16 protein-coding genes are annotated in these 15,428 nt (G+C 68.6%); 8 read left to right on the top strand and 8 right to left on the bottom strand.

Annotated elements, in window-relative coordinates; all coding sequences use genetic code 11:
• The first annotated feature begins 1 nt into the window (after position 1).
• Positions 2-454 (top strand): PH domain-containing protein, encoded by a 453-nt coding sequence (locus EV138_RS27225; RefSeq protein WP_133981577.1) that lies wholly within the window; start codon positions 2-4, stop codon positions 452-454.
• Here the strand turns inward: EV138_RS27225 and EV138_RS27230 are convergent.
• From EV138_RS27230 to EV138_RS27240, 3 genes are all read right to left on the bottom strand, one after another.
• Complete coding sequence (locus tag EV138_RS27230; RefSeq protein WP_133981578.1) at positions 444-1,331, bottom strand: aldose 1-epimerase family protein; 888 nt, start codon at positions 1,329-1,331, stop codon at positions 444-446. The genes EV138_RS27225 and EV138_RS27230 overlap by 11 nt on opposite strands.
• Before the next feature lie 64 nt (positions 1,332-1,395).
• Entirely contained in the window at positions 1,396-2,073 is a 678-nt protein-coding gene (locus EV138_RS27235; protein WP_133981579.1) for a uridine kinase family protein, read from the bottom strand.
• Positions 2,060-2,557 (bottom strand): hypothetical protein, encoded by a 498-nt coding sequence (locus EV138_RS27240; protein ID WP_133981580.1) that lies wholly within the window; start codon positions 2,555-2,557, stop codon positions 2,060-2,062. The genes EV138_RS27235 and EV138_RS27240 overlap by 14 nt, the downstream gene beginning before the upstream one ends.
• Before the next feature lie 88 nt (positions 2,558-2,645).
• Here EV138_RS27240 and EV138_RS27245 point away from each other — a divergent pair, with 88 nt between their 5' ends.
• Positions 2,646-3,134, top strand: a complete 489-nt coding sequence (locus EV138_RS27245; protein ID WP_112243568.1) for an SseB family protein — start codon at positions 2,646-2,648, stop codon at positions 3,132-3,134.
• A gap of 133 nt (positions 3,135-3,267) precedes the next feature.
• Here EV138_RS27245 and EV138_RS27250 read toward each other — a convergent pair whose 3' ends face one another.
• Genes EV138_RS27250 through EV138_RS27260 form a run of 3 tightly spaced genes read right to left on the bottom strand, consistent with a single transcriptional unit; the run spans position 3,268 to position 6,952 of the window.
• Positions 3,268-5,772 (bottom strand): FtsX-like permease family protein, encoded by a 2,505-nt coding sequence (locus tag EV138_RS27250; protein WP_133981581.1) that lies wholly within the window; start codon positions 5,770-5,772, stop codon positions 3,268-3,270.
• The gene (locus tag EV138_RS27255) at positions 5,769-6,521 is read right to left on the bottom strand and encodes an ABC transporter ATP-binding protein (protein ID WP_133981582.1); all 753 of its coding nucleotides are present in this window, start codon (positions 6,519-6,521) and stop codon (positions 5,769-5,771) included. Before EV138_RS27255 ends, EV138_RS27250 begins: the two co-directional genes overlap by 4 nt.
• The gene (locus EV138_RS27260) at positions 6,518-6,952 is read right to left on the bottom strand and encodes a DUF1707 domain-containing protein (RefSeq protein WP_133981583.1); all 435 of its coding nucleotides are present in this window, start codon (positions 6,950-6,952) and stop codon (positions 6,518-6,520) included. Before EV138_RS27260 ends, EV138_RS27255 begins: the two co-directional genes overlap by 4 nt.
• Positions 6,953-7,116: 164 nt before the next feature.
• Between EV138_RS27260 and EV138_RS27265 the strand changes: the two genes are divergently transcribed.
• Positions 7,117-7,869 (top strand): TetR/AcrR family transcriptional regulator, encoded by a 753-nt coding sequence (locus EV138_RS27265; protein ID WP_133981584.1) that lies wholly within the window; start codon positions 7,117-7,119, stop codon positions 7,867-7,869.
• A gap of 9 nt (positions 7,870-7,878) precedes the next feature.
• On the opposite strand, the gene EV138_RS27270 is transcribed toward EV138_RS27265, so the two are convergent.
• Positions 7,879-9,054: a glycoside hydrolase 5 family protein gene (locus EV138_RS27270; protein WP_133981585.1), complete on the bottom strand. Its 1,176-nt coding sequence runs from the start codon at positions 9,052-9,054 to the stop codon at positions 7,879-7,881.
• 48 nt (positions 9,055-9,102) lie between these two features.
• Positions 9,103-10,122: a LacI family DNA-binding transcriptional regulator gene (locus tag EV138_RS27275; RefSeq protein WP_133981586.1), complete on the bottom strand. Its 1,020-nt coding sequence runs from the start codon at positions 10,120-10,122 to the stop codon at positions 9,103-9,105.
• A 94-nt stretch (positions 10,123-10,216) separates the two neighbouring features.
• On the opposite strand from EV138_RS27275, the gene EV138_RS27280 reads away from it, so the two are divergent.
• The 5 genes from EV138_RS27280 (at position 10,217) to EV138_RS27300 (ending at position 15,407) form a co-directional block, all read left to right on the top strand.
• Positions 10,217-11,509 (top strand): ABC transporter substrate-binding protein, encoded by a 1,293-nt coding sequence (locus EV138_RS27280; protein WP_133981587.1) that lies wholly within the window; start codon positions 10,217-10,219, stop codon positions 11,507-11,509.
• Position 11,510: 1 nt separating this feature from the next.
• Positions 11,511-12,389, top strand: coding sequence for a carbohydrate ABC transporter permease (locus tag EV138_RS27285; RefSeq protein WP_133981588.1), 879 nt, complete (start codon positions 11,511-11,513; stop codon positions 12,387-12,389).
• Entirely contained in the window at positions 12,386-13,303 is a 918-nt protein-coding gene (locus EV138_RS27290; RefSeq protein ID WP_133981589.1) for a carbohydrate ABC transporter permease, read from the top strand. Before EV138_RS27285 ends, EV138_RS27290 begins: the two co-directional genes overlap by 4 nt.
• Before the next feature lie 245 nt (positions 13,304-13,548).
• Positions 13,549-14,256 (top strand): TetR/AcrR family transcriptional regulator, encoded by a 708-nt coding sequence (locus tag EV138_RS27295; protein ID WP_133981590.1) that lies wholly within the window; start codon positions 13,549-13,551, stop codon positions 14,254-14,256.
• A complete protein-coding gene (locus tag EV138_RS27300) occupies positions 14,253-15,407 on the top strand; it encodes an FAD-dependent oxidoreductase (RefSeq protein ID WP_133981591.1) in 1,155 nt (384 codons plus the stop codon). Before EV138_RS27295 ends, EV138_RS27300 begins: the two co-directional genes overlap by 4 nt.
• Positions 15,408-15,428: the final 21 nt, after the last annotated feature.

Genomic DNA, 15,428 nt, shown 5'->3' on the forward strand with positions numbered 1-15,428 from the left:
CATGACCCCGAAGCCGTCGCTGTGGACCTTCCACCCGTGGATCATCGCGATGATGGCGGCGGTGATGGGGGTCTGCATGGTCGCCGTCTTCGGGGTGATCTGGTTCCGGCTGGACGACGAGTCCCGGGCCACCTTCAGCTGGTTCCAGCGGCTCACGCTGCTGGTGTTCTTCGGCGTGATCTTGTGGCTGCTCTACCGGATGGGCACCGTCCGCGTCACGGCGTACGAGGACCGGGTCGAGGTGCGGAACGTGTTCAAGTCGTACCGGTTCGCCTGGACCGACGTGAAGGCGCTGCGGTTCAACCCGGGCGACCCGTGGCTCCAGCTGTTCGATGCCGACGGCAACCGACTCGGCGTACTGGCCGTGCAGGCGTCCGAAGGCGGCCGGGCGAGCGCGGCCGCGAAGCAACTGGCCTCGGTCGCCCGCGCGCACGGGGCGGGCGCTAGCAGCTGACCGTGAAGGTCGTGCTGTGCTCGTCGCCCGGCACCAGCACGATCAGGTCGTCCCCGCTGACGAAGGCATCCGGGGGACAGGTCATCGGCTCGACCGCCAGCGCGGCCCGGCCGATCGCACTCCCGGTGTAGAGCTGCATCCACTTCGTGTCGCTGGTCAGGACCGCCCGGTTCCCGCTGTCGGGATCGGTCAGCGTCACCGACCAGACCGGCGGCAACCCGGTGAACGCGTTGTCGATCTCCAGATCCTGCAGCAGCCGTGGTTTGCCGAAGTCGTACTGCGACCCGGCGACCGGCGCCGTACCGATCGGGCTCAACCGGTCGGGCGTCACCTCGAGCCACTTCTCGGCGCTGAACTCCAGCTCGCACTCGTCGATCTTCCGCCCGACGCTGAGGTAGGGATGGGTCCCGTACCCGTACGGCGCGTCGCTCGCGCCGATGTTCGCCGCCTTCGCGGTGACCGTCAGCCCTTCGTCGCCGAGGCGGTAGGTGATCGCGAGATCCAGCTGATGCGGGTAGCCGGGGAGGCCGTGCAGCCGGTGCGCCACCTCGACGACGGACTCGTCGATGCCGTCGTCGACGCGCTCCCAGTTCGCCCACCGGGTCAGCCCGTGGATCGCGTTCGAACGAGCCGGCTCGCTCAGGTAGAGCTGCTGGTCCGCGCCGCGGAAGGTGTACTTCCCGTCGGTGATCCGGTTCGGCCAGGGGAACATGTGTTGCCCGATCCCGGCATGCGCGGCCTGGTCCTCGGGATACCCGAGCAGCAACTCGCGTCCCTCGTAGGCGAGCCCGCGAAGACCGCCTCCGACACTCACCACCGTCCCGGTGTATCCACCGGCCCGGATGGTCCACTGCTCGCCCGACGGCAAAACGCTCATGGACCCATCCTTACCCACAGCGACCGCCGCTGTCCGCCCCGGCCACGTGCCGGACACGACGAGTTCAGGAGGCGGCGGAGTCGTGCGGGAGGTTGATCACCTTGGCGATCAGCTCCAGTTCGGGGTCGTGCGGTGTCTCGGGGGACCCGTCGACGACCACGTTGGCCCGGGCGCGGGTGTTCTCGGCCGCGAAGTGGTCGCGCTCCCAGCGCATCCAGTCCAGCCAGCGGTCGCGCAGCGCCTCGCCGTCGCGGGCGATGCCGCGGTCCAGCCGGACCTCGTTGCTGGTCTCGATCCACACCCGCAGTGACTGCCAGGGGTCGGCGTCGCGATCGGCCGCGGTGACGCCCTCGACGATCAGCAGATCGAGGGTCGCCGGGACGATGTGCAGTTCGGCGTACGCGCCGAGGTTCCAGTCGTAGCGCCGGTAGCGTCCTTCGCGGCCGTCCGCGAGCCGCTTGAGCACGTGGTCGCGGAGCAGCCCGAAGCCACGGACGGCACCGTCCCACCCGTCGTACAGGTCGTCCATGTGCACGACCAGGGTGTGCAGGTCGCGGGCCTCGGCCCGGGCGGCGATCCGGCCGGCGAGGGTGCTCTTGCCTGAGCCGGCCGGGCCGTCCACGCTGATCAGCCGGGTCCGGCCGAGCCGGGCGGGAGCGGCCTGGACGTGGTCGAGCAGGCTGTCAAAGGTCAGGGGAGTGTTGGCGACTGGTTCGCTGGTCAGGCGGTCAGTTGATTCCATGGCGCTTCAGGATGTCCTCGATCTCGTCGAACTCCGACGACTCCTGCTTCGAAGCCTTGGCCTTGGGGGCTTTGGCGGGCTTGCCGGCAGGGGCGGAGGCCGAGGCGGGGGCAGGCCCGGTGGAGGTCAGCTCACCGGCGGTGGCTGAGGCGGGCTTGCTCTTGGGCGCCTTCTCCCCGCCGCGTCCGCGGGCGACGCCGGACACGACGTACAGGACCACCGAGACGCCGAACAGCGCGACCCCGGCCCAGACGGTGGGGGAGAAGATCAGGTGCGTCACCCAGGTGACGGCGGACTTCACGATGTCCCACAGCAGCTTCAGCAGGCCGGTCATGTAGAGCGAGACCGGCAGCAGCGACCAGGCCACCCCGCGGGTCCCGGCAGCCAAGCCGCGCCGTCGCCAGGCGATCCACGAGCCGATCAGGCCGAGCAGCGTCAGGCCCGCGCACAGCGGCAGCAGCGTCACATCGTTGAAGTCAGGCACATACCCAGGCTCGCACAGGAAGGGCAGGAACCAAGAGGGGAACAGCCCTGACGCCACCCTGAAACCACGCTCCGGGGACAATGGGCCGGTGCAACCAGAACGCCGCTTGGCCTTTACCGGGTTCGACAACGACGACGGGTCGGCTGACCCCGCGCTCGGTCAGGCGCTGGTGGAGCGCGATCAGGGAGCGATTCTGCTCGCGCTGACCAAGGCGCGGCTGCTGGTGCCGGTGGTGGCGATGCTGGGCGAGGTCGAGTACGACGAGCAGGGGCTCGCGCACGACAAGACCTCCGACATGGCCGTCGCGCTGCTCCAGGGCCAGGACGGGCGGAACGCGTTGCTGGCGTTCAGCGGCACCGAGAGCCTCGCCCGGTGGAGTCCGGAGGCCCGGCCGATGCCGGCTCAGGCGCAGTTGGTGGCGACCGCCGCGATCCAGGAGGGCGCCGCCGCGATCGTGCTCGACGTGGCGGGCCCGGCGCCCGCCGTACTGGAAACCGATGACGTACGCCGACTGGCCGCCGGCCTCCAGGTCGTTCGTCTGGAGGACGGCGGCTACGGCTGGATCACCCCGGCCTGAGCTGGCCGCAGCTGACCTCGCGGCCGGATCACCCGGCTGACCTCGCCTTCGTCGGGGTCGGGATCACCCGGCTGACCTCACCTTCGTCGGGGTCGGGATCACCCGGCTGACCTTGCCTTCGTCGGGGTCGGGATCACCCGGCGGGGGAGTTGACGGCGTCCATCGGCTTCGGGCGCATGGCCAGGCGGCCGGCGATCGCCGTCACGGGGAGCACGAGGAGCAGGACCAGGGCGACCCAGGCGAGGAGCAGCCAGACCGGGCCGGACGGGATCGGCCAGCCCCGGGTGGCGATGGCGATCGGGAAGATGCTGAAGCAGGCGGCGACCACGCCGAGGACGAGACCCATCGCCGCGACGACCAGATTCTCCAGGTACAGCATCTTCGAGATCTGCCTGCGGGTGGACCCGCTCAGCCGCTGCAGCCCGAACTCCCGCCGCCGGTCCAGGACCGCGACCGCGATCGTGTTGATCGATGCGATCGCGGTGTACGCGATGGCGATGGCCGCGAGCAGATAGCTGATCCAGGCGTCCACACCCAGCCCGGCGTCGAAGTCGGTCGACAGCAGTTCGCGGTCACCGATCGTTGCTCCCGGCCACTTCTGCAGGTCGGTCTGCCGCACCTTCTCCTCGTCCTTCGTCCGAACCAGGAGCTGGCTGGGCAGTCCGGTCGTCGTGTGCTGCGCGAGCAGTTCGCTCGGCAGCACGAGCGACTCGTACCCCGAACTGCCGTCGACCAGCGCCACGATCCGCACCTTCACCAGCGCGTCGTCGCCGAGCCGTACGCCGAGCTGATCGCCTATGCCCACCTTCAGCTTCTTCGCCGCGGCAGGCGGGATCGCGATGGTGGATCCCTTCAGCTCATCCAGGGACCCGGCCCGCACCTTCCCCTTGTAGACAGGCCCGTCGAGCCCGAGCAGCGGCCACGGATCGCTCGTGTGGCCGGTGTCGTACGGCTCCTCGATCCACCCCTTGCTCCGAACCAATGTCGAGGCAGCCGAGACACCTTCCGTACTGCGAACCTGCTCGGCCAGGTCGGCCGGGATGCCGCCGGACGAACTGGTCACCACGACATCGGCGTACAGGTTGTCCGTGTACGCCTCGACGGCCGCCTTCTGCTGGGTGGTCTGCGAGTAGATATTGCCCAGAGCAATCGCGGAGGCCAGCATGATCGGCACCAGGATCGCGGCGAACTGGACGGATCGGACCCGGAGGTTGATCACGGCAAGGATCCCGCTGACACCCCTGCCCTCGAGGAACTTGGTGATCCTGGTCCCGAGCAGCGCACGGATCACGACCGGGCCGAGCACGGCCACGGCGATGGAGCCGGTCAGTACAGCGGGTCCACCGATGGCGGCAGCGTTGGTGGGGCTCATGAAGATCGTGGAGACGCCGATTCCGACCGTGGCGGCCGCGAAGACGGCGCCGATGATCAACCGGATCCGGCTGACCGTGACGGGCGGTACGGCGGCCTCGCTGAGTGCCTGGATCGGCCGAATCGCGGCGGCCCGGCCGGCGGCGAACCCGACCGTCAGACGGAGGAGCACCAGGGTGAGGATCGCTGCCCCGGCGAAGGGGAGGATGCTCTGGTCGAAGCGGAGAGCGCTCGGGACGATCCCGTTGCCGGTGAGCATTCCGAAGATCCACCGGCCCATGGTCCGGCCGAGCAGCAGTCCGGCGCCCAGCGCGATCACGACGACCAGCATCGTCTCGGCGACGACCAGTTTGCGCACCTGGCCCGGGGTGGCACCGCTTGCCCGGAGCAGCGCCAGTTCGCGTCGCCGCTGGCGCACCGACAGGCCGATCGTCGCCGAAACCACGAGTGCCATCACCACGGCGACCATGCCACCGAACACGCCCGACAAGATGATCAACGGCAAACTGGTCGCGATCCCCGCGAACTCCGCCGCGCCGCGGTCGTCACCGGTCAGCGCGGACACGCCCGCCGGCAACTCCAGTCGCTTCGCCAGGTCCTTCGCGGAGGTTCCCTTGCCCGGAAAGATGCCGAGGGCATCTACCCTCGCTTCGGCGAACTGACGGGTGTCGCCGGCCGAGAAGAAGATCGACGGTACGTCGACCCGCCGGGCCGGCGTCGCGATCCCAGCGAGGGTGAACTCCCGCGGCTGCCCCGAGACGATGACCCGCACCTTGTCGCCCACCCGCGCTGTCCGGCGGTTGCCCGAGACCGGTTGAGCTGTGTCCAGCAGGCGAGCGTCCAGCACGACCTGCCCCACTTCGGGCGCTTGCCCACTGGTCAGCCGGTACGGCGTGAGCGCAGCGGAGGTCCACGGGTGGCCCGCCAGGACATCCTTGCCTGGAGCAACCATCGCTGCGAACGACAGGTCGACGACCACCTCGGCGACGCCCGCAGTACGGGACAGTTTGCCGGCGAGTGCGGGGTCGACGCCGTGGCGCTCGGGGTAGGCGACCGAGCCCGAGCCGTTCGGCGGGTGGTACGCCGGGCGGCCGGTCACCACGATCGGCGCGGCGGCCAGTCGCTGCGGCTCGGCGTTGAGGCGGAGGCCGGTCTCCAGCAACCCGCCGGCGGCTGCCAGCAGTGAGCTGCCGAGCAGGACGGCGACGAAGATCGCCAGGAAGGCGGCCGTCCGGAACCGCAGACTGGAAAGAGCGAGGCTGATCATGTCGGCACCTTCGTTCGGGACAACTTGGCGAGCACGGCGGCCACGCCTTCGCCGGTGGGGGCAGGCGTCTCGTGGACGATCCGGCCGTCGACCAGGAAGACCACCTGGTCGGCGTACGACGCGGCGACCGGATCGTGCGTCACCATCACGATCGTCTGGCCGGCGGCTCGCGACTGGTCGCGCAGCAACGCCAGCACCTCGGTCGCCGTCTGGGTGTCGAGCGCGCCGGTCGGCTCGTCCGCGAAGGTGATGGCGGCCCGGCCGGCCAGGGCCCGGGCGATGGCCACCCGCTGCTGCTGGCCGCCGGACAGTTCGCTCGGGCGGTGCTTGGTGCGCTCGCCGAGCCCGACCCGCCCGATGACGTCGGTCACCCAGGCGGCATCGGGTTCGCGGCCGGCGAGCGTGAGCGGCAGGACCACGTTCTGCCGAACGGTCAGCGCGGGCATCAGGTTGAACGCCTGGAACACGAAGGCGACGTGCTCGCGCCGCAACTCGGTCAGCGCGGTCTCGTCGAGTCCGCGCAACGGCGTACCGGCCAGGGACACCTCGCCGGAGGTGGGTTCGTCGAGCCCGGCAGCACAGTGCAACAACGTGCTCTTGCCCGACCCGGACGGGCCCATCACCGCGGTGAACGTGCCCTCGGCGAAGCCGTAGCTGACCCCGTCGAGAGCGGTCACGGCGCTGGGGCCGCCGCCGTAGATCTTCCGTACGCCGGTCAGCTGCACCGGATGCTGCTGGCGGGGGCTCATCGGGTCGCCACCAGCTGGGACTTGCGGTGGTACGACTCGTGGGTCCACCACAGGATCGCGACGGGTACGGCGAGGCCGAGGTCGGACCACAGCCACCACGGCCAGTGGAAGTGCCCGAACCCAAGCAGGACCAGCCAGATCACGAACTGGACCACGCAGACGGTGAGCCAGGCGGCGGACACGATCTGCAGCGCTCGGGTCAGGCCCTTGGAGGGCAGGGCGTCGGGAAGGCCGTCGAACACCTGGCGCAGGTCGCCCCGGGTGCGGGCGGCATCGAGCAGGTCGTGCCGGTCGATCGACTGGGCGACGTGCAGTGTGCCCTGCCGGGCGGCGGCGTCGAGCTTGCCCACGGCGGTGCGCTTGTCGTCGCCGGTCAGGCGTACGTCGTCGGGAGAGAGCAGCGGGCCGAGGGTGTCGAGGAGCGTGTTCATCGCAGTCTTCCTTCAGTGGAGGAGGGGTGGTGCCGATGAAAAAAGCGTAGGGGTTACACAGTTTGCCGGTGGAGGAGTTCAGCACCCGTTTCGGAGGTGGTGCTAGCTCCCCTCTTTGCCCTCGGATTCCGCCTCGGGCGCTGAAATGGGTCAGGATGAATGACATGAGCAAGGCACCGAAGGGACCAGGCCGCGAACCCCGGCCCGCTCAGCTGCCGCCGGGGCTGGCGTTGTCCTGGGGCGTGCACCCGGTCCAGCGGCGGGGGCCGAAGCCGGCGCTGACCGTCGAGCAGATCGTTGCTACCGGCATCGAGTTCGGCGACGGCCAGGGCTTCGACGCGATCTCGTTGCAGAAGATCGCCGCCCACCTCGGCGTCAGCACCAACGCGATGTACCGCTACGTGAGCTCCAAGGACGAACTCATCGTCCTCGTCGCGGACAAGGCCTGGGGCCGCGCGCCCGCACACATCCTGCAGACCAGCGGCTGGCGGGAGGGCTCACGCGCCTGGGTCAAGGCGCAGATAGACCGGTACGCCGAACGCCCGTGGTTGCTGGAGGTGCCCATCCGCGGCGCCCCCGTCACCCCGAACCTCCTGCACTGGCTGGAGACGCTGCTGCGCGTCCTGGACGACACCGGCCTGAGCCAGCACGACATGCTCGGCTGTGCCGTCCTCTTCGACGGCCACGTCCGCAGCTACGCCAACCTCTTCCGTCAGTTGGCCGCGAGCGACTCCACCCCGGTCGAATCCCAGGCAGTAGGGGCGTTCCTCGTCCCCCGCCTGAGCTCAGCCGGCTACGACAAGATCCTGTCTCTCTACACCAACCACGAATACGAGGACACCGTCGACGACGACCTCGACTTCGGCCTGGCCACGATCCTCGACGGCATCCAAGCCCTCATCGATCGCTCGGCGTAGAACTGACGGTCAGTTCGTGGTGGGGAGGGTGATTCGGACGGGCCCTTGGATGCGGGCTTCGGTCCAGGTGAGGTGGAAGGAGCTGCCGGGGGACAGCTCGGCGCGGCGGTGGGGTTCGGTGCGGGGGTTCATGGGGGCGGTGATGGTGGTGGCCGGCTGGGGGTGGACGCCGTTGGCGCGGATCTCGGCGATGACGGCGGCGAGCGCTTCGGCGGCGGGCTTGGGGTGGTGGTCGACGGTGAACAGGCCCAGGTCGTACTCGCGGTCCGGGAAGTCGAGCAGCCGCCGGTCGATGTCGTGGGAGGACCACCACGTGATGCCCCAGAGGGCGGGGTTGTGGACGACCGATTCGACCGTGCGCCGGGTGAATTCCGCCTGCAGGTCGACAGGGATGTCCGGGCCCGGTACGCCGACCTCCTGCAACCACACCGGCCGGGCAGGATCCAGCGAGGTCGCGGCGGCCAGTTCGACCAGGTAGTCCGCGTGCGAAACAGTCGCCGGGCCGAGCGGGCCGTCCACTCGGGAGACCCCGTTGAAAACCCACGAGTGGACGGTGCTCAGCTCACCCAGGTCGACGACGTCGACCGGGTGGAACGGGTGGTCCGGCTTGTACCAGGCGTCGTCGAAGACCGAGTGCAGAGCCAGTACTTCGGGGGCCGCCTTCTTCACCGCGACCAGCAGCTCCTGCGCCCAGCTCGTCGAGCTCGGAGCCGTCGTCGTACTGTCCGGCCAGAGGTTGTTCACCTCGTTCCCGAGCGTGATCGCGAAGACGTTGGGACGCGTGGCGACCGCGCCCGCCACTGCCTCGCAGTACGCCGTCAGGCCGTCTCGGACGGTGCTGTCCTCGAACAGGCTGCGCCGGTGCCAGGTCAGCACCCACGACGGGAGGAAGTCGAAGCTGGAGAGGTGCCCCTGGATCAGGTCGACCGCAACCTGCAGCCCGTACTCCGCGGCCGCGTCGATCAGGTCGAGCAGGTCGTCGATCGGCTGCTGCCGGATGATCGCGCGGTTGGGCTGGATCCACGGCCAGATCGGGAACACCCGGACGTGGTCGAGCCCGAGCCCGGCCAGGTCGGCGAAGTCCCGGCGTACCGCGGCGCCGTCGTAGTCGAGCCAGCTGTAGAACCAGCCGGACGACGGGACGTAGTTCGCGCCGAACCGCGGCGGGACGGGATCCGAGTGCATGAGAAGGATGCTAAATCGGTTTAGCGTCCCTGCCAAGTCAGGACGCGATCAGTGCGCCGGGGGAGCGGTGGATTCGCGGACGGTCAGGACCGGATCGGCGGTCCGGCGGTTGACGACCGCGGTCGGGGTGGCGATCACCTCGAGGAGCACCTCGGCGGCCTGGCGGCCGAAGTCGAAGGTGTCCCGGGACATCGCGGTCAGTGCCGGGTGCATCAGCTGGGTGAGGATCGAGTCGTCGAACGCCACGATCGACAGCTCGCCCGGGACCGCGACGCCCATCTCCATCGCGACGCCCAGGCCGGCCACCGCCATCACGTCGGAGTCGTAGACGATCGCGGTCGGCCGGTCCGCCTGGGAGAGCAGTTTGCGGGTGGTCGCGGCGCCTTCCGCGTCGCTGAAGTCCGTCGTCAGCGAGGGGGCGTCGATCAGGCCGAGGCGGGGAGCCGCGTCGCGGACGGCCCGGATCCGGCGCTGGGTGTGCTGGAAGTCCGGCGTACCGGCCACGTGGGCGATCCGGCGGTGGCCGAGCGCGGCGAGGTACTCCACGATCGACAGCATCGCGTCCCGGTCGTCGGCCCAGACCGAGGCCAGCGCGCCCTTGCCGCCGCGCCCGCCGATCACCACCGCGGGGAGTTCGAGCTCCTTCAAGGCATCGATGCGCGGGTCGCGCACGGTCAGGTCGACCAGGATGACGCCGTCGACGCGGTGCTCGGAGGCCCACCGCCGGTACACCTCGATCTCGGCCTCGGTGTTCTCCACGATCAGCAACTGCAGCGAGATCGAGTGCGCGGACAGACCGGACTGCAGGCCGGACAGCAGGTGCGCGAAGAAGGGTTCCACGCCCAGCGTGCGGGCCGGCCGGGCGATCACCAGGCCGACGGAGTCCACCCGGGAGGCGCCGAGCGCGCGGGCGGCGCTGTGCGGCCGCCAGCTCATCTGCTCGGCGATCTGCAGGATCCTCGCCCTGGTCGCGTCGCTGACGCCAGGCCGCCCGTTCAGCGCGAACGAGACCGCGCCTTTCGAGACGCCTGCCTTGTCGGCGATATCGGCGATCGTCGGTCGCGCCATCAGCCCTCCCTCACCCTGGTTGTCCCCTTGACAGCGGATTCTACGATGTGGATAGTGCAGGAGCTATACCGGTTTATCACTTCAGGAGAACCTCATGCGTAGTCGTCGTCTCACCCCGGTGGCAGCTCTTGCCGTCGCGGCCCTCAGCCTGGCAGGTTGCGGGCTCGGCTCCTCGGACGATACGTCGTCCGGCAGTAAGCCCACGGTCGATGCGAACACCCAGGTGACCGGCGAGGTGAGCCTGCAGACGTGGGCCCTGAAGCCGAAGTTCACGTCGTACGTCGAAGGGGTGATCAAGGCCTTCGAGGCGAAGTACCCCGGGACCAAGGTGACCTGGCTGGACCAGCCCGGCGACGGGTACGACAAGAAGGTGCTGAGCCAGGCGTCGGCCGGACAGTTGCCCGACGTCGTCAACCTGCCGCCGGACTTCGCGTTGCCGCTGGCCAAGCAGAACCTGCTGCTCGACGTCGCGGCCGCCGACCCGAAGCTGTCGGAGGAGTACGTCGAGGGCGGCGTACAGGCCTACCAGTACCAGGGGCAGACCGGCACCTTCGGCTACCCGTGGTACCTGAACACCGACATCGACTACTGGAACGCGACCAAGTTCGCCGCGGTCGGGCTGGACGCGAAGAACCCGCCGAAGACCTTCGACGAACTGCTCGCGGCCGCCAAGGTCATGCACGACAAGTCCGGCGGCAAGGAATACCTGATGAGCCGCCTGCCGGGCATCGGTGACTTCACCAACGCCGGCGTGAAGGTCCTGTCCGACGACGGCAAGACCTTCACCTTCAACACTCCTGAGGCCGTCGCGCTGCTGGACAAGTACCGCGCCGCGTACGCCGCCGGCTACCTGCCGCGCGACATCCTGACCCAGGAGTACCTGGGGAACTCCAAGCTCTTCACCCAGGGCAAGGTCGCCTGGACCACCGGTGGCGGCAACGCGATCCAGGACTTCGTCAAGGACAACCCGTCGCTGAAGGGCAAGGTCGTCCCGTCGCCCGCGCTGGACACCCCGCCGCTGTACGTGCAGGGCCTGTCGGTGTCGGCGAAGACCAAGAACCAGGCGGCCGCGATCGCGCTGGCCCGGTTCGTCACCAACGCGGAGAACCAGGCCGCGTTCGCGAAGATCGTCAACATCTTCCCGTCCACCAAGGCCTCCGCGAACGACCCGTACTTCTCCAAGTCCGACGGTACGCCGGAGTCCGACGCCAAGGTGCTCGCGTTCGCTTCGCTGGCCAAGGCCAAGTCGCTGCAGCCGGCCGTGATCAGCGGCGCCACCAACGACTTCATCAACCAGCAGATCTCGCTGGCGATCGCCGGCAAGGTGACGTCGAAGGCCGCTCTGGACGCCGCGGTGGCGAAGGCCAACCAGCTGCTCGCCCAGTGAGATGAAGTATCACCGCTGGTTCACTCCCTGGGTGCTGATCGTCCCGGCACTGGCCTGGCTGCTGGTCTTCAACCTGTGGCCGTCGGTCAACACCGTGATCCTGTCGTTCACCAACGCGCGCCCGATCGGTGGTGGCACCTTCGTCGGGCTGAAGAACTTCGAGACCCTGCTGCACGACGAGCAGTTGCGGTACGCGCTGCTGAACAGCGTGATCTACATGGTCGTCTGCCTGCCGTTCCTGACGATCTTCCCGCTCCTGCTCGCCGTGCTGGTGGAGAAGAAGCTGCCCGGGATCACCTTCTTCCGGACCGCGTTCTACACCCCGGTGGTGGCCTCGGCGGTCGTCGTGGCGCTGATCTGGCAGTGGATCCTGGACGATCGCGGCCTGGTCAACGGCCTGGCCGAGAAGCTCGGCGTGATCTCCGGGCCGCTGCCGTTCCTCAGCGACCAGTGGCTGTTGTTGCTCAGCGCAATCAGTCTGACGATCTGGAAGGGGCTCGGGTACTACATGATCATCTACCTGGCCGCGCTCGGAAACGTCGGTCGTGAACTGCACGAGGCGGCGGCCGTGGACGGAGCGTCGGCGTTCCGGCGCTTCGTCAACGTGACCATCCCGGGAGTCCGCGGCACGATGGTGCTGATCTCGATCCTGATCTCGGTGTCCGCCCTGCGGGTGTTCTCGGAGCTGTTCATCCTGTCCGGCGGCAAGGGCGGTCCCGGCGGCCGGGACAACTCGGTCGTGATGCTGATCCAGCAGTACAGCCAGGGTTTCGAAGGCAACCTGGGTTACGCGTCCGCGCTGTCGATCGTGCTGTTCTTCGTGACCGTCGTGCCGATGCTGGTGCTGGCCCGGCTCAACCGGAAGGGTGCCGAGGCATGAGCATCGTGACCGACCCCGCGCGACCGATCGCAGTACCGGAGGAATCCGGTACTGCGAAGCCGCGGCGGCGCGGGTCGTTCGGGTTCAACTCGATCTCGCCGACCGAGAAGGTGGTCCGCTACCTGCTGCTGGTGTTCGTGCTGCTGATCACGATCGGGCCGTTCCTGTGGCAGTTGTCGACCTCGCTGAAGGGATCCGGGGAGGACATCTACACCCGGATCCCGCGGCTGCTGCCGGCCCAGCCGACCTTGTCGCACTACGGCGAGGTCGCGGACACCATCCCGGTCTGGGACTACATGAAGAACTCGCTGCTGGTCGCCGTACTGGTTGTCGGCGGCAACATCGTGGGGTCGTCGCTGGCCGGGTTCGCGCTGTCGCGGCTGGAGTTCCGGTTCCGGCGGATCGTGCTCGGGCTGTTTCTGGCGACGCTGGTGCTGCCGGGCGAGGTGACCATCATTTCGCAGTACGTGACAGTGCGGGAGCTTGGTCTGGCGAACACGCTCTTCGGGGTGGCGTTGCCGGGGATGATCGGGGCGCTGAACGTGCTGCTGATGTTCAACGCGTTCCGGTCGCTGCCGATCGAGGTCGACCAGGCCGCGGTGGTGGACGGGGCGAACGTGTGGCAGCGATTCGTCTACATCGGGCTGCCGTCGGTGCGCGGAACGATCAGCGTGGTGGCGATCTTCGCCTTCATCGGCGCCTGGGACGACTTCCTCTGGCCGCTGATCGTGCTGACCGACCCCGACAAGTACACGCTGACCGTCGGCCTGCAGTACCTGTCCGGCACCTTCAGCAACAACCCCCGCCTGATCGCCGCCGGCACGATGATCGCGTTCATCCCGATCGTGATCGTCTTCGCCGTCTGCCAACGCTTCTTCTTCAAGGGCGTCGAGGAGGGCGCTGTGAAGGGGTAGACCCGCCCGCTGTGCGTCCTCCTTCGTCGGACGCTCGCGGCGGGTCGCCGCTCCTTCGTCGCGGCTCGGACGCTGGCGCTGCGAGGTCGCCCGTCTCGGGTAGGCCACGCGCATCTAACTGAAGGTCTTCGTCTAACTCCCCGATCGGCCCGGCACGTGTTCTGTACCGGGCCGTTCTCGTGGCGCACGGCGAACATGTTCGCTACGAACTTGTTCGGAACGAACATGTTCGGTATGGTCCAGGTATGGATGAGAAGGTGCGGAGCCGGCGGGAGCGGCCGGCCAAGGCGGCGTTGACGCGCGCCGGGATTGTGGCGACCGCGGTCGAACTGGTGCGCGCCGAAGGGCTGGCCCGGGTGACCATGCGGCGACTGGCGCAGGAACTCGACACCGGAGCGGCCTCGCTGTATGTGTACGTGCGGAACACTGCCGAGCTGCACGCGGCCGTGCTCGACGAACTGCTCGGCGCGGTCGACCTGAGCCCGGTGACAGCGCCGGGCGACTGGCGAGAGCGACTCGAGCGCGTGCTGGCGTCGTACGCCGATGTGCTGTTCGAGTACCCAGGGCTGGCTCAGTCCGCCTTGGTGGCGAGGCCGTCGGGGGAGCACTACCTGAATCTGGTCGAGGCTCTGCTCGCCCTCCTCGACCAAGGCGGTGTGCCGAAGGGGCAGGCGGCATGGGGGATCGACATCCTGCTGCTGTTCGCCACGGCGCAGGCAGCCGAGCATGCAGACGCGGATCCCCGGGCGAGTGGAACCGAGGAACGGTCGTCGCAGGACTGGGCGGCGCTGGCGGACGCAGTACGGAATGCCTCGTCCGAAACCCATCCCCACCTCGCGGCGCAGGGCACCGACCTGCTGTCCGGGCCTGGGGAAGCGCGGCTGGCGTGGGGATTCCGCGTTGTCATCAACGGTGTGCTCGGCACGCCCAGGCCTGAAGGAGCAGCGAAATGAGCACCCATCACCCGATCGCGATCATCGGTGCCGGACTCGGCGGGCTGATGCTCGCTCGCGTCCTGCACGTCAACGGCATCGAGTCCGCCGTCTTCGACCTGGACGCTTCGCCGACCGCGCGCACCCAGGGCGGCATGCTGGACCTGCACGTCGAGTCCGGCCAGGCGGCGCTGCGAGCAGCCGGCCTGTACGACGAATTCCGCGACCTCGTGTTTCGGGGCGGCGAGGCGACTCGCATTCTCGACAAGCACGGGGTGGTCCGGTTCGCGGAGGAGGACCACGGTGACGGCAGCGGCGAGAGCGACCGGCCGGAAGTCAATCGCCGCTCCCTGCGTGATCTGCTGCTCGGGTCGCTGCCTGCGGGGACGGTGCGATGGGCCGCCAAGGTCGTGGCGGCCCGGTCGCTCGGCGATGGCCGTCATGAGGTGGTGCTTGCCGATGGCAACAGGTTTAGCACCGATCTGCTGGTCGGCGCGGACGGCGCGTGGTCGAGGGTGCGCTCGCTGGTGTCCGATGCTAAGCCCTTGTACTGCGGGCTTTCGTTCGTCGAACTCAGTCTTGAAGACGCCGACAAGCGGCATCCCGCGGCTTCTGCCCTGGTTGGTCAGGGCATGATGTTCGCTCTGGGTGACAGCAAGGGGTTCTTGGGGCATCGCGATCCGGACGGCTCACTGCACGTCTACGCGGCGCTGCTGGCGGACGAGGGCTGGTCGACGTCGGGAGAGATCGACTTCGCCGACACCGACAAGGCCAAGGTGGCGTTGGCGGAGTACTTCTCGGACTGGCACGAAGACCTCCTCAGACTCATCACTGATGCAGACGGGGCTCTGGTTCCCCGGCCGATCCACGCGCTGCCGGTCGATCACCAGTGGGATCGCGTGCCCGGCGTGACGCTCGTGGGCGACGCGGCACATCTGATGTCCCCGTTCGCCGGCGAAGGCGCCAACCTCGCCATGCAAGACGGTGCCGAACTGGCCACCGCTCTCGCTGCGAACCCGGATCGCCCGGAGAATGCACTGTCGCAGTACGAGGCAGCCCTGTTCCCCCGAAGCCAAGCCGCAGCCGCCCAATCCGCCGACGGCCTCCTCCTGTGCTTCAACCCCGATAGCCCGCAAGGCCTGCTCGACTTCTTCAACTCCATTCCCGGCTAGCTCGTAATATGCGCCCGCTTC

This window comes from Kribbella voronezhensis, assembly GCF_004365175.1.
Classification (GTDB): Bacteria; Actinomycetota; Actinomycetes; order Propionibacteriales; family Kribbellaceae; genus Kribbella; species Kribbella voronezhensis.